This window comes from Dyella agri (genome assembly GCF_044904705.1).
Lineage (GTDB): Bacteria > Pseudomonadota > Gammaproteobacteria > Xanthomonadales > Rhodanobacteraceae > Rhodanobacter_A > Rhodanobacter_A agri.
This window is the reverse complement of sequence record NZ_JADIKL010000007.1, coordinates 105,357-119,474: the sequence shown is the minus strand read 5'-3', so window position 1 is coordinate 119,474 and position 14,118 is coordinate 105,357. Positions and strand designations below refer to the sequence as shown.

Here is a 14,118-nt window from a genome sequence, read left to right as displayed (position 1 = left end):
GATGCCGGGGGCGCGATGCGCGCTCCCGGCATCCCGGCCATGTTCCCCGACCAGGCAGCGCCCCGCGGCGCCATGCCCGCACCCGACAACGGCAAGGAAGATATGCAGGATTCCAGCATCGCCCGACCCGCCCGCGACGACGGCTTCCATCGCTCCATCGGCCTGTTTTCGGGAACGGCCATCAACATGACGCAGATGTGCGGCATCGGGCCGTTCATCACCATCCCGATCATGGTCGCCACCATGGGCGGGCCGCAGGCGGTGATCGGCTGGATCGCCGGCGCGATCCTGGCAGTGGCCGACGGCATGGTCTGGGCGGAACTCGGCGCCGCCATGCCCGGCTCCGGCGGCACCTATGTCTATCTTCGCGAAGCCTTCCAGTACCGCACCGGCAAGTTGATGCCGTTCCTGTTCATCTGGACGGTATTGCTGACGATTCCGCTGCTGATGTCGACCGGCATCATCGGCATGGTCGAGTACCTGGAGTATTTCTTCCCGCACCTGGGTTGGTGGCCGGTGCACCTAGTCAGCCTCGCGGCGACCGGCCTGGTCACCTGGCTGCTGTATCGGCGCATCGAGTCGATCCGCGCGATCACCATCGCACTGTGGGTGATCATGCTGGTCTCCGTCATCGGTGTGTCGGCGGCCGGCTTCTCGGCCTTCCACGCCGACTACGCCTTCAGCTACCCGGCCGGCGTGTTCGGCGGCCACTTCTTCGTGGGCCTGGGCGCGGGGCTGATCCTCGGCATCTACGACTACCTCGGCTACTTCACCACCGCCTACATGGGCGACGAACTGCGCAACCCGGGCCGCACGATGCCCGGCTCCATCATCATCTCGGTGATCGCGATGATGGTCGTCTACCTCACCCTCAACATCAGCGTGCTCGGCGTGGCGCCGTGGCAGGAGATCGCCCGCTCCCAATCCGTAGCCTCGCTGGTGGTGGAACGCGGCTGGGGGCATCTGGCCGCGGCGGGCATGACCGTCCTCATCATCGTGACCGCGTTCGCCTCGGTGTTCGCCGGCCTGCTGGGCGGCTCGCGCGTGCCCTTCCAGGCAGCGCACGAGAAAGTGTTCCTGTCGGTGTTCGGCAAGCTGCACGCGAAGCACGGCTTTCCCCATGTGGCCTTGCTCACGATGGGCGTGGTGACCGCCATCGGCACGTTCTTCGACCTGACCGAAGTCATCAACATGCTGCTGGCGGCGACCATCATCGTGCAGTCCATTGCGCAGATCGCCGCGCTGGTGGTGCTGCGCAAACGCCAGCCGACGCTCGACCGGCCGTACAAACAGTGGCTGTATCCGGTGCCGTGCGTGATTGCGCTGCTGGGCTGGGTCTACGTCTACGTTTCGGCGTCCGCCTTGTCGCTGATCCTGTCGGGCGCATGGATCGTCGCCGGCCTGGTGGTGTTCGCGATCTGGGCCAGGCTCAACCGCTCCTGGCCATTCGCGCCAGTGGAAATCCGCGAAGCCTATCTGGGGAGCGAATGACGCCATGCGTATCACGATCCGACCTTTGTTACGGATGCTGCTGGCGCTGGCCCTGCCAATGGCCGCGTCGCCAGCACGCGCCGAATCCGCCTACGCGCCTACACCGGTGGACGGCAGCAACGGCGCCACCACCGCTATCGCCCATTGGCAGATCCAGTCCAGCGCCAAGGCACAGCAAGGCGGCGCCGAGATCTCCTCGCCCGGCTTCCCGACCCAGGGCTGGTATCCGGTCAGCGGCCGCGCCACGGTGATGGCGGGATTGCTGGAAAACGGCATCTACAAGGACGTGTTCCACAGCGACAACCTGCGCGCGGTGGAGGAGCCCGACGCCAGCGGCAACCTGTTCGTGATCCCCTGGTGGTATCGCACCGAGTTCACCCTTGCCAAGGGCGCGCCGGGGCTGCGCACGCTGCTGCGTACCAACGGCATGATCGCCAGCGCCGACGTGTGGGTGAACGGACATCTGGTCGCCGACCACGCCGCCGTTGCCGGCGCTTACCCCGTGCATGAGTTCGACGTGACGCGCTGGGTGCATGCAGGCACCAACATCCTCGCCCTGCGCGTACATCCGGGCGACCCGCGAAAGAGCCTCTCGATGGGCTGGGTCGACTGGAACCCCACACCGCCGGACAACAACATGGGGCCGTGGCGCGGCGTGGACATCGTGCAGACCGGGCCGGTCGAGCTGCGCTTCCCGCAGGTGACGCCGGCGCTGTCGCTGCCTGATCTCGCGCACGCCGCGCTGACCGTGAATGTCGAAGCACGCAACCTCGACACGGTGGCGCACGAAACGACGATCACCGGCGAGGTAGCCGGCGTCCCGCTGCGGCAGACGATTCGCCTCGCCCCGGGACAAACGCAGAACGTATCGTTCTCGCCGAAAACCGATCCCGGCCTCGACCTCGATCATCCCAAGGTCTGGTGGCCGGTCGGCATGGGTGCGCATCCGCTGTATGCCCTGCGAATGGCCGCCACCGTCGATGGCAAGACCTCCGACCGCACCGCCGCAGCATTCGGCGTGCGGAGCGTCGACTCCAGGCTCACCGCGCAGGGTTATCGCCAGTTCCTCGTCAACGGCAAGCCGATCCTGATCCGAGGCGCGGGCTGGGCGCCAGACATGTTCCTGCGCGACGACCCGGCGCGCATGGAGGCCGAGTTCAGCTACATCCGCAACCTCGGCCTCAACACCATCCGCAGCGAAGGCAAGCTGGAGGACACGCGCTTCTACGAACTCGCCGACCGCGACGGCATCATGATCCTGGCCGGCTGGGAGTGCTGCGACAAATGGGAGTCGGCCGCCAAGACCGGCGGCGAACCGTGGAATGCCGCGGACGAAAAGGTGGCCGAAGACTCCATGGCCAGCGAAGCGAGGCTGCTGCGCAACCATCCGTCGGTGATCGGCTTCCTGATCGGCAGCGACAATGCGCCGCCGCCTGCCCTGGCGAAAAGCTACACCGATACCTTGCGCGCGGCGGACTGGCCGCTGCCGGTCATCTCGGCAGCCTCGGACCAGGCGACCGCCGAAACCGGCCCTTCCGGCATGAAGATGGCCGGTCCCTACGACTGGATTCCGCCCGCGTACTGGTACGCCGACAAGCTGGGCGGCGCCTTCGGCTTCGATTCCGAAGTCAGCGCGGGCGCCGACATTCCGCGGCTGGAGGATCTGCAGCGCATGCTGTCGCCGCAGGAACAGGAGGCGCTGTGGAAATACCCGGAACTGCGCCAATACCACGCCTCCGCCGCGTGGTCGCCATTCGCGGTACTGACACCGTTCGACCAGGCGCTCGCCCGTCGCTACGGCGCACCTACCAGCCTTGCCGACTATGTCGCCAAGGCCCAGCTCGACAACTACGACAACGTGCGTGCGCAGTTCGAAGCATTCAACGCGCACATGGACGCGGCCAAACCGTCCACCGGCGTGATCTACTGGATGCTCAACAACGCCTGGCCTTCGCTGCACTGGCACCTGTACGACTACTACATGAACCCGGCCGGCGCGTACTTCGGCGCCAAGAAGGCCAACGAGCCGCTGCACATCCAATATGCCTATGACACCGGTGCGATCGTGCTGGTCAACCACAGCTCGGCCGACGGCCACGGATTGCAGGCCGGTATCCGTGTGCGCAACCTGGACGGCAGCCTGCGTTACGAGCGGCGCGAGCAAGGCATCGACCTCGCCGGCAACCATACGAAAACGCTGCTGACGCTACCGGCGATCGCCGGCCTGTCGCGCACGTATTTCGTCGAGCTCACGCTCGCCGACGCCGACGGCAAACCGGTCAGCCGCAACGTCTATTGGCTTTCCACCCTGCCCGACCAGCTCGACTGGCCACACTCGAACTGGTACCTCACTCCGCTGACACAATACGCCGACCTGACTGCACTGCAGTCCCTGCCGGCTGCGACGAGCGAAGTGCAGGCGACAGTGCGGCACGATGGCGCCGAGGATGTCGCCACCGTCACCTTGTCCGTGCCCGCCGCCGCCAAGGCCGTCGCGCTGTTCCAGCATGTGTCGATCCGGCGATCCGCCGATGGCCCGCTCGCACTACCCATCCTGTGGAGCGACAATGACGTCACGCTGTGGCCCGGCGAATCGCTCACCTTGACCGCGCGCTACGCTGCACAAGAGACGGAGGCGCCGGTCATCGAAGTGCGCGGATGGAACGTTCCCGCCCGGAGCATTCCCGCCGCCGCCGAACCTCCGGCAGGCGCTGCCCAAGGAACGAATCATTGAATCTGGCCAGGCTTTCATGACGCGCGTGACCATCGACGACGTCGCCCGCACCGCGGGCACCTCGACCAAGACTGTTTCGCGGGTGCTCAACAACGAGCCGAACGTGCGCGAATCCATGCGCCAGCGCGTGCTGTCCGCCGTCGCGGCGCTCAATTACCGGCCGCTCACCTCGGCGCGCAGCCTGGCGACCAACCGCTCCTTCATGATCGGCCTGCTGTACGACAACCTTTCGCCCAGCTACATCATGGAAGTGCAGGCCGGCGTGCTCGAGGCATGCGAGGCGCAGCACTACAGCATGATGGTGCAGCCGCTGGTCTCGGCGGCGCCGGACTTCGTCGAGCGGGTCGACGACATCTTGTCGCGGCACCGGCCCGACGGCCTGATCCTCACCCCGCCGATCACCGACCATCCGCAGCTGCTGGAACACCTGCAGCAGAGTGGCCTGCCGTTTGCCTCGATCGCGCCACGCCATCCCGAAGAATGCATCGGCGTGATGCTGCGCGAACGCGAAGCCGCGGCGGCGATGGTGGAACACCTGGTATCGCTCGGTCACCGCCACATCGCCCATATCCTCGGCGATCCTAAGCATGGCGCGGGCATCTGGCGCCTGGCGGGTTTTCGCGATGGCCTCAAGCGCGCCGGACTGACCGAGGAACCGACGTACATGGTCCCGGGCCGGTTTTCCTTCGAGTCGGGTGTGGCGGCCATGCGCCAGTTGCTGGCGTTGCCACAGCGGCCGACGGCCGTCTTCGCCGCCGACGATGACATGGCCGTTGGCGCCATCTGGGCAGCCGCCGAGGCCGGGGTGTCGGTGCCCGGTGAGGTGTCGATCTGCGGATTCGACGACACCACGATCGCGACGCAGGTGTGGCCGCCCTTGACCACCATCCACCAGCCCGTGCGCGAGATGGGCCGGCGTGCCACCGAAGAACTGTTGCTGCGCGTGCTCGGCAAGGGGGACGCCAGGATGGTCGAGGTCGGCTACGAAATGTGTATCCGCGCCTCGACCGCGGCCCCGGCCTAGCAAGCCGCGTATATTTCGCCGGACACTACATCCATCGCACCGACCCCAGGAGAGCGCCACATGCCCGCCTCGCCCGCTGCCGCGAAGCCGACCCGGAAATTCCACTTCATCTCCGGGCTGCCGCGCGCGGGCAGCACGCTGCTTGCCGCCATCCTCAACCAGAACCCGCGCTTCCGCGCCGGCATGACCAGCCCGCTCGCCGACATCATGGGCGTGGTGATCGCCGAAGCGAGCAGCAAGAACGACTTTTCGTTCGATGTCTCCGACGAACAACGCGTCGCCATGCTGCGCGGCCTGGTCGAGAACTTCTACGCGGGGCACGCGGGCGGCGATGCCGGCGTGGTGTTCGACACCAGCCGACTGTGGTGCAGCCGCATGCCGTTGCTCGACATGTTGTTCCCGGAGGCGAAGGTCATCGCCTGCGTGCGCCAGTTGTCCTGGGTGCTGGACAGCATGGAGCGGCTGGTACGCCGGCAGCCGGTCGGCGTCAGCAAGGTGTTCCGCTTCGACACCAACACCACGGTGTACTCGCGCGTCGAGGCATTGACCGATCCGCGCGGCATGGTGGGTTTCGCGTTCCAGGCCACCAAGGATGCGTTCTACGGCCAATATGCGCCGGGCCATCTGCTGCTGCTGACCTACGAAAGCCTGGTGCGCAATCCCGCGGCGGCCCTGCGCGCGGTCTACCAGTTCATCGGCGAACCCTGGTTCGAGCACGACTTCGACCACATCGCCTACCACGCGGACGAATTCGACGCCCGCGTCGGCATGCCCGGCCTGCACACCGTGCGCCCGAGGGTCGAGCCCATCGAGCGCACCTCCATCCTGCCGCGCGAAATCTTCGGCCGCTTCGTCAACGAAGCGTTCTGGATGGACCCGAAGAACAACGCCAGCCAGATACCTATTGTGTAAATGCGGGTTCCGGCTGCGCTGCCATCGCCGCGGTCAGCGTTCCTGGCCGCCGGCCGCTGCCTGGGTCAGCGTACGCTGCATCAACGAGAGCGTGAGCACGGACGGCAACACCTTGCCGGAACCGCCGCCCTTGGGAAAGACGACGTACAGCGGCACGCCGGGCGAGTGGTATTCCTGCAGGAAGGCGCTGATCGTCGGATCGACATTAGTCCAGTCGCCCTTCATGTAGACGGCGCCGGTGCGCGCGAGCAGGTCGTGGAACGCGGGTGTGTCGAGCACGGCGTGTTCGTTCGCCTTGCAGGTGATGCACCAGTCCGCCGTCATGTCGACGAGCACGGGCGTGCCGGCTTTGCGCAGTTCGGCCAGTTTCGCCGGCGAGAAGGCGACGACGCCCTGCTCTTCCCCACCCGCCACGGATACCGGCGGCAAGCGCGCCAGAAGGTACAGCGGCGCGACCGCGAGCAAGGCGAGCAGCACCGCGAGCAGGCGCGCCGGCATGCGGCGGTGACGACTGCGCTCGAACCACCACAGCGTCATCGCCAGCAGCACCGCCGCCGAAAGGACCAGTCCCACCGCATCGGCGCCGCGCTGGTGCGCCAGCACCCAGATCAGCCACACCGCGGTGAGGTACATAGGAAACGCCAGCACCTGTTTCAACGTTTCCATCCACGCGCCGGGCCGCGGCAGCAGGCGGCCGAGCGCCGGCACGAAACCGACCAGCAGGAATGGAGACGCCAGGCCGAGGCCAAGCGCGAGGAAAACCAGCAGCGCCGCGAACGTCGGCGCGACGAACGCATAGGCCAGCGCCGTGCCCATGAACGGCGCCACGCAGGGGCTCGCCACCGCTACCGCGAGTACGCCGGTGAAGAAGTCGCCGGCCCAGCCGGAACGCGATGCCACGCCCTGCCCCAGGTTGCCGAACGAGGTGCCGAACTGCACCACGCCCGACATCGACAAGCCCACCGCGACCATCACGCAGACCAGCGCGCCCACCACCAGCGGCTGCTGCAGCTGCGCGCCCCAGCCCAGCGCATGCCCGGCCGAACGCAGCGCCGCGATGGCGAGACCGATCGCGGCGAACGCGCACAGCACGCCGGCCGTGTAGGTGAGCGCGTGCCGGCGCGCCTTCGCCGCGTCTTCGCCGCTTTCCAGCAGGCCGACCGCCTTGATCGACAGCACCGGCAACACGCACGGCATCAGGTTCAGGACCAGGCCGCCCGCGAAGGCGAGCAGCAGCGCGCCCAGCCATCCGGTGGAGGCCGGATTGGCAGATGCGGCATCGACAGGCGTCGCAGCCGCTACCGAGGCCGCGGCGCCGGCTACCCTCGTATCGCCCTGACCAGCCGCCGCATTCGCCGTGCCTGGCAGCGGCAGGTCGAGGTTCTCGACATACGGCGGATAGCAGATCTTCGGGTCGACCTCGTGGCAACCCTGGTAGCGCACCGCGAGTTTGATGCGCTGCGCGCCCGGTGCCAGCGTGTAGGGAATGCTGGCGTCGATGTGGTCGTGGTAGGTCTCGACGTCGCCCAGGTATTCGTCGTGGTACTTCTTGCCGTCCGGCAGCGTCGCCTCGCCAAGCGTGACGCCGTCGCCGCCGGTGAACTTCATCTGCCCGCGGTAGAGGTAGTAGTCGGGCGCGATCTTCCAGTGCAGCTTCACCACGCCGGGGGTGCCGGTGTCCGCGCTGAGCTTGTAGGCCTCGCCGATCGGCAGCAGGCCTTCCAGGTCTTGCGCGTGGATCAGGGTGGCGACGAAGCACAGCAACAACACCCAGGCGATTCGCGTGCATGCCTTCATGGCTTCACCTCGCCTGAAGCGGCGACCGATGCCTTCCTGGCCATCAGCGAGCCGATCATGCGTTGCACCATCTGCCCTGCATCCGCATCGGTAGCCATGAAGCTGCTGTAGACGATGCGGCCGCTGCGGTCGATCAGCAGGTTGTAGGGAGCAAGCCCCATCTTGTCGTACGCATCGATGACCGGCTTCTCGCCTTTCAGCGGCGTAAAGCTGTACTTCGTCTGCTGCATGAAGGAGTCGACGTAGTCATCCTGGTCGCGATCGATGTTGATCCCCAGATACACGAAATCCTTGCTGTTCCGGAACGGCGCCACCGCTTCTTCGAGATGCGGGAATTCCGCGCGGCAAGGGCCGCAGCCGGGAAACCAGAAGGATATGAAGACCACCTTCCCTCGCAGCTTGTCCAGCGAAACCGTTTCGTTCGACGTATACGTGTGCAAGTTAAACGGAGTGGCCGGCTTCGATCCCGCGTCCAGCAGAGCGTTCAGGTCCGCTTCGGTCTGCGTGTTCGTCTTGCCGATCTGCTTGCCGTACTGCTGCAACGCTGCGTGCGTATCGCCGTCCGGCGCTTTCGCCTGTTGCTTGAGCAGGCTTTCATAGGCCTCCTTCTTTTTCCCGGCCGATGCCATGACCTTGGCTTTCAGCCGGACGATCATCGCGGCGTTCGACGACATCCGCTCGGTGGCGAGTTTGTCCAGCATCGCCATCGCCTGGTCCGGCTTGCCCTGGGAAAGATCCCGGTTCACGGTCACCACGGTATCCGCCAGTGCGATGCGCTTGTCCCACTCCTTGACGGATCGCTCGGCCTGATCTTTCGCTCCCTTGGCGGCTCCGGCTTTCATCTGCCTGGCAAAAGCCGCCGCCTTCGCGGGATGGGTTCCAAGATAGGCTTCGAACAACGGGCCCATCGCATTGGCCGACCACTGGAACTTCTCTGGCGGAAATGTCGCCCGCAACTGCTCCCACAGGGCGATGCGCTTGGCGACGCTCTCGCTGCCCATGCCCAGCCAGTACAAGGCCTGTGCGCCGCGCTCGCTGGTGGGAAAGCGCTTGGCGACATCGAGGGAGGCCGCCTCCCATCGGGCGCGATCGACGTTCTTGAGCTCGCTGGCGTAGTAAAAGGCGTAATCCGAGTTATGCGGCTCCACGGATGCTGCTTTTTGCAGGTAGGCCAGCGCGGCCTTCTGGTCGCCCCGACGCTGGGCATCCTGCGACAGCAGCGAGTAGGCCTCGGCATTGCCGGGGTCCAGCCGGGTCACTTTCAGCAGGTAGTCTCTGGCCTTGGGGCTCTCTTGCGAAGCCAGCCGATTGCCCAGGCCAAACGTGATTCCCACGGAATCCGGGTAGCGTTTCTGCCACGCGGCATACTTGTCGTCGATGAGCTTTTCGACCGCCTTGGATTGCGGCTCCAGCTTCTTGTCGTCGTAAGCGGCGCCTTTCAACTCCCACGACACGAACTGCAGCCGCTGATGCGCGACCATGAATTCCGGATCGATATCGATCGCCTGCACCAGGGCCGTGACGGCATCGGCGAATTTCTGCTTCTTGTCCAGCGCCGTTGCATGCTCGAACGCAGTCTTGGCCGTGGCGGGCGGGACGTGTGCCGCATGGGCGGCGCATGGCAGCAGCGCGCACACAAGCACGCAGAACAGGATTTTTCTTGTCGCCTTCACCTTGTCCACTTCTTTACTCCGTTCGAGCCTTGTCGCTGTTTCGGTCTTGGACTTGCCGTTCCGGGGCGGCATCAATGCACGGTGTGGCCGTCGGCATCGAGCACTTCGACGTCGCCGATGCCGAGCGCGCGCACCGGCTGCTCGATCTTGCGCAGGTCGCCGACGATCACCCAGGTCATCGCCTCCGGCTTCACCACTTCCTTCAGCGCGGTTTCGGCGGTGGCGGGCGTCACACCTTCGATGCGGGTCTTCAGCGTCTGCACGTAGTCGTCCGGCCAGCCGAACTTGACGATCTTCGTCACCGTGCCGAGCACCGCGTCGCTGGTTTCGTAGGCACCCGGCAAGGCGCGTACGCGCATGTCGCGGATATTCCCGATCTCGGCTTCGGTCACTGGCTTGTCGCCGACGATGGCACGGGCCTCCTTCAGCGTCTCGGCGATGGACGGCGCCGTCTTGTCGGTCTGCACCGGCGCGTAGAAGAACATCGGGCCCTGGCCGCTCGTGTCGCTCATCATGGTGTGCGCGCCGTAAGCCCAATGCTTGTCCTCGCGCAGGTTCATGTTGAGGCGCGAGCTGAAGCTGCCGCCGAGCGCGTCGTTGGCGAGCCGCAGCGTCAGGTAGTCCGGCGCCTTGGCCGATGGCACGAGCAGGCCGGCGAGGATCAACGACTGCGGGGCGTCCGGGCGGTCGATCAGGAACAGCCTCGGCTTGGCCGGTACGGCCACGCTGGCCAGGTTCTTCCGTGGCCGCGGCGTCGCCGGCGCCTGCCAGTCGCCGAAGGCTGCATCGAGCTGCGGCAGAATGCCGGCCAGCGTCGTGTCGCCGACGACGAGGATCTTCAGGTTGTCCGGACGCAGATAGTCGCGCTGGAACGCCGTGAAGTCCGCGGCCGTCATCGCCTTGACGTCGGCGACACTGCCGAGGCCGTCGAACGGAATGCCGTAGGCATGCTCCTTGCCGTAAAGCAGCGGCGGCAGGATGCGCTGCGCCACGCCCATCGGGCTGGACTTGCTCTGCGCAATCTCGGCCAGGTGCTGCTCGCGCAGCCGCGCAATGTCCGACGCCTTGAACGCGGGGTTGCGCACCGTGTCGGCGAACAACGCGAGCGACGGCACCAGCCGATCTTCCAGCGCATTGAGTGAGGCGATACAGCTGTCCAGCCCGCATGCGGCGCCGATCCTCGCGCCCAGGCGCTCCTTGCGGATGGCGACCTCGGTCGAATCCAGCGTCTTGGTGCTTTCCTCGAGCAGGCTGGTGGCGAAGGCGGCGGTACCCGGCCGACGGCCGTGGTCGGCGGCATAACCGGCATCGAACATCAGCTCGACCTGGGTGACCGGAACCGCATGGCGCTCGGCCAGCACGACTTCGATGCCATTCTTCAGTCGTGCCCGTTGCAGCGCGGGGAACTGCAGCGTGGGGAAGCTGGCGACCTTGGGCACGCCTTCGCTGCGGTCGACTCCGCTTTGAGCGACGCTGTAGCGGCGCGCCGGCGGCAGCACGGTCGCCGGCCGACCCGGCATGGCGGCGCGGCTTGCGACCTTCGCATCCTCGGCCGCCGGATCGAAATCCTTGCCTGCAGGAAGCACCTTCAGGTGGTAGTCGCCCCTGGACAGCCAGGTGTCGGCGGCTTTCCTTACACCTGCCACGGTCGCAGCGGCGATGCGCGACAGATCCTTGCGGAACGCGCCCGGATCGTCGCGATAGACCTGGCCTTCCGCCAGCACGCGAGCCTGGTCGCTGACGCTTTCGACGTTGCGCACGAACTCGCCGCGATAGCGCACCTGGGCGCGCGCCAGCTCATCCGCGCTGGGGCCTTCGGCACGGAAGCGCTTGAGCTCCTCGTCGATCGCCGCGTCGACCTTGGCCAGGTCGACGCCGTCCTTCAGGTCGGCCTGGATTTCCAGCATGCTCGCCAGCGCGAACGGTGACAGGCTGACCGACACGTCGTCGACAAGCTTGTCGCGGTAGACCAGCCGCTGGTACAGGCGCGAGCTCTTGCCGCCGCCGAGTATGGTGGTGGCGAGGTCGAGATTCAGCGCGTCGTCGCTGCCGTCCTGCGGCACCACCCAGGTGCGATAGATGCGCGTCTGCGCCACATGGTCGTGCTGCACGCCGTCGACGCGATGGCCGAGCGGGGTGATCCACGGCTGCTGGTGCGCCACCGCCGGACCGGCGGGGATATCGCCGAAGTACTTCATCACCTTCGCGCGGGCGATCGCCGGCGTGATGTCGCCGGCCAGCACCAGGGTGGTGTTGGCCGCGCCGTAATTGCAGCGGAACCAGGCTTTCACGTCCGCCAGCGAAGCCGCGTCGAGATCCGCCATCGAGCCGATGGTGTCGTGCTGGTAGGGGTGGTTCGTCGGGAAGATGTTCTTCAGGTAGAGCTCGCTGACGCGACCGTAGGGCCGGTTCTCGCCCTGGCGCTTTTCGTTCTGCACCACGCCACGCTGGGTGTCGAGCTCCTTCTGGCCGATCGCGCCGAGCAGGTGGCCCATGCGGTCGGATTCCATCCACAGCGCAAGGTCGACGGCGGTGGTCGGCACGGTCTCAAAGTAGTTGGTGCGGTCGAACCAGGTGGTACCGTTCATGTCGGTCGCGCCGATAGGGTCGAACGCCTCCAGGTACGAGCCCTTGTGATGCTCCGAACCCGAGAACATCAGGTGCTCGAACAGGTGGGCGAAGCCGGTCTTGCCCTGCGGCTCGTCGGCCGAACCTATGTGGTACCAGATGCTCACCGCCACCACCGGCGCCTTGTGGTCTTCGTGCACCACCACGGTGAGGCCGTTGGGGAGCTGGAATTTCTCGTATTTCAGGTCGACCGTGTCGGTCGCGGGCGCCGCAACGGCGAACAGTGGCGTGCAGGTGAACAGCAGCGCGAACAGGCTGGAACGCAGCGTGTGCATCGGAAAGCATTTCCCGTGAATGGCATCGGATTTCGGAGCGCGCCCGATGGCCGGGCGCGAATGGATCGGTGCGGACAAATGCGCACGCCCGGTAAAGCGCGTGACGTTCAAAGCACGCCCCCGGATTGTTTCCACACGGTCATTTCCATCTTGGTTTCCGTCGGAAACTGTTTCTCGGCCGTCTGCAACGCCGCGTTGAACAGCTTCTCCGCTTCGGGACGGCGGTTCAGTGCGATCAGCGCCTTGGCCAGCGAATGGGTGTATCCGAGCTTGTTCTGCGCGCTGGCGTTATCCGCAGCGCGCTGCAGATAAGGCAGCGCCGCGGCCGCATGGCCTTGCCTGAGCAGGCTGCCGCCATACTCCGTCTGATAGAAGGCATTGTCGGGATAGGCCTCGACCATCGCCTTCTGCAAGGCGAGATCCTCGTTCTTGTCGCTGGGAGAGCCATAGCGGCTCAGGAACTCGCCAAACACTTCGGCCATCGCCTGGTCGCGCTTGACGTCGAAGCCACCGTGGCCGTCGCCCAGCGCCTTGCGGCCGATGGCGATGGCGCGCTGGTAGGTCGCCTGCTCGCCGGCACTGTCGCCCAGCGCCCGGTAGTAACTCGCCAGCGTGTACGTCGCCCCGCGCAACGCTCCCGAACCCGCCGTGGGAATCTTCGTGTCGTAAAGCGCCTTCAGCGCCGGCAGCTGCGCCGAGACCAGGGCTTTCTGCTCGGGCTTCGGCAACGTGCCGGTGCATTCGAGCAGCGTGCCGGCGATATCGAAATGCTGTTCGAGCTCCATCGGGCCATTCAAAGCCTGCTGGGCATGGACACGGCAATCCTTCGCCAGGGCGGCACGCCGGCTCACGGGCATCGACGCCGGCAGCGGGCCGATCAGCTCGCGCATCGCTTTGCGCTTCGCCGGGTCGGTTTCCTTGCGCAGCTCCGCATCGATCATGTCGCGCCTTCCGCCTTCGATCATCGCGGTCATCTCGGCGTGGGCTTCGATGGCCGCGAGTCGCGTCGATGCGTCCGGATCGGCCTTGACGGCGTTGCGCGTCGCCACCGGCAGGCTCGCATACCAGCGCAGGCCCTCTTGCTGCTGGTTGCGATCCCGGTACGCGCGCAGCACCTTGGCGACCGCCTCGGTGGAACCGTGCAGCGCATCCGCCTTGAGCTTGGACAGCGAGTCCGCGCCGCTGAGCAGGCGGTCCAGCGCGGGATAGAACTTCGCCCGCGTGAACTCGCCGGTCAGGCGGCCGCGTTCGCTGCCGTCCGGATTGAGCACCACATAGGTCGGCAATGCCGGCACGCTGAGTTTCTTCATCCAGGTACTGCCGTTCACCGAATCGGCATCGCTGCGCACCAGCACGAAACGGCTCTGCCGCTGGTCCCAGTCGGTGCCATTCAGCACCTTGGCGTCCATCTCGTGGCAGGAGTGGCACCAGATCGCCGAGAAATCGATGAATACCGGCAGCTGTTTCGCCTGTGCGGCCTTGACCGCCTGGTCGATGTCGGTCAGTGCCGTTTGCGCCTGCGTGGTGCTTCCAAGCGCCAGCAGCCCGCAGGCCAGTGCGGTGCGGAAGAAATCGCGTTTCATG

At 66.1% G+C, this 14,118-nt stretch carries 8 protein-coding genes; 4 read left to right on the top strand and 4 right to left on the bottom strand.

The features are described from left to right. The first annotated feature begins 15 nt into the window (after window positions 1–15). Genes ISP14_RS13300 through ISP14_RS13285 form a run of 4 tightly spaced genes read left to right on the top strand, consistent with a single transcriptional unit; the run spans window position 16 to window position 6,161 of the window. Window positions 16–1,491, top strand: a complete 1,476-nt coding sequence (locus ISP14_RS13300; protein WP_404540749.1) for an APC family permease — start codon at window positions 16–18, stop codon at window positions 1,489–1,491. 4 nt (window positions 1,492–1,495) lie between these two features. Then, the gene (locus ISP14_RS13295; protein ID WP_404540747.1) at window positions 1,496–4,225 is read left to right on the top strand and encodes a glycoside hydrolase family 2 protein; all 2,730 of its coding nucleotides are present in this window, start codon (window positions 1,496–1,498) and stop codon (window positions 4,223–4,225) included. A gap of 16 nt (window positions 4,226–4,241) precedes the next feature. Next, complete coding sequence (locus ISP14_RS13290; protein ID WP_404540746.1) at window positions 4,242–5,249, top strand: LacI family DNA-binding transcriptional regulator; 1,008 nt, start codon at window positions 4,242–4,244, stop codon at window positions 5,247–5,249. A gap of 60 nt (window positions 5,250–5,309) precedes the next feature. Beyond that, window positions 5,310–6,161 (top strand): sulfotransferase family protein, encoded by an 852-nt coding sequence (locus ISP14_RS13285; RefSeq protein WP_404540745.1) that lies wholly within the window; start codon window positions 5,310–5,312, stop codon window positions 6,159–6,161. A gap of 33 nt (window positions 6,162–6,194) precedes the next feature. On the opposite strand, the gene ISP14_RS13280 is transcribed toward ISP14_RS13285, so the two are convergent. From ISP14_RS13280 to ISP14_RS13265, 4 genes are all read right to left on the bottom strand, one after another. Continuing rightward, window positions 6,195–7,958 (bottom strand): protein-disulfide reductase DsbD family protein, encoded by a 1,764-nt coding sequence (locus ISP14_RS13280; RefSeq protein WP_404540744.1) that lies wholly within the window; start codon window positions 7,956–7,958, stop codon window positions 6,195–6,197. Beyond that, window positions 7,955–9,640 carry a redoxin family protein gene (locus tag ISP14_RS13275; RefSeq protein ID WP_404540743.1) on the bottom strand — a complete coding sequence of 562 codons (1,686 nt, stop codon included), beginning with the start codon at window positions 9,638–9,640 and terminating at the stop codon, window positions 7,955–7,957. Before ISP14_RS13275 ends, ISP14_RS13280 begins: the two co-directional genes overlap by 4 nt. Window positions 9,641–9,702: 62 nt before the next feature. Continuing rightward, window positions 9,703–12,534: a M16 family metallopeptidase gene (locus tag ISP14_RS13270; RefSeq protein ID WP_404540742.1), complete on the bottom strand. Its 2,832-nt coding sequence runs from the start codon at window positions 12,532–12,534 to the stop codon at window positions 9,703–9,705. Window positions 12,535–12,641: 107 nt separating this feature from the next. Continuing rightward, window positions 12,642–14,117 carry a thioredoxin family protein gene (locus ISP14_RS13265; protein WP_404540740.1) on the bottom strand — a complete coding sequence of 492 codons (1,476 nt, stop codon included), beginning with the start codon at window positions 14,115–14,117 and terminating at the stop codon, window positions 12,642–12,644. Window position 14,118 lies beyond the last annotated feature (1 nt).

Bases quoted from the DNA above. Each gene is read 5' to 3' on its own strand.
- ISP14_RS13280 (WP_404540744.1), bottom strand. From the start codon at position 7,958: ATGAAGGCATGCACGCGAATCGCCTGGGTGTTGTTGCTGTGCTTCGTC.
- ISP14_RS13265 (WP_404540740.1), bottom strand. From the start codon at position 14,117: ATGAAACGCGATTTCTTCCGCACCGCACTGGCCTGCGGGCTGCTGGCG.
- ISP14_RS13285 (WP_404540745.1), top strand. From the start codon at position 5,310: ATGCCCGCCTCGCCCGCTGCCGCGAAGCCGACCCGGAAATTCCACTTC.
- ISP14_RS13270 (WP_404540742.1), bottom strand. From the start codon at position 12,534: ATGCACACGCTGCGTTCCAGCCTGTTCGCGCTGCTGTTCACCTGCACG.
- ISP14_RS13290 (WP_404540746.1), top strand. From the start codon at position 4,242: ATGACGCGCGTGACCATCGACGACGTCGCCCGCACCGCGGGCACCTCG.
- ISP14_RS13295 (WP_404540747.1), top strand. From the start codon at position 1,496: ATGCGTATCACGATCCGACCTTTGTTACGGATGCTGCTGGCGCTGGCC.
- ISP14_RS13300 (WP_404540749.1), top strand. From the start codon at position 16: ATGCGCGCTCCCGGCATCCCGGCCATGTTCCCCGACCAGGCAGCGCCC.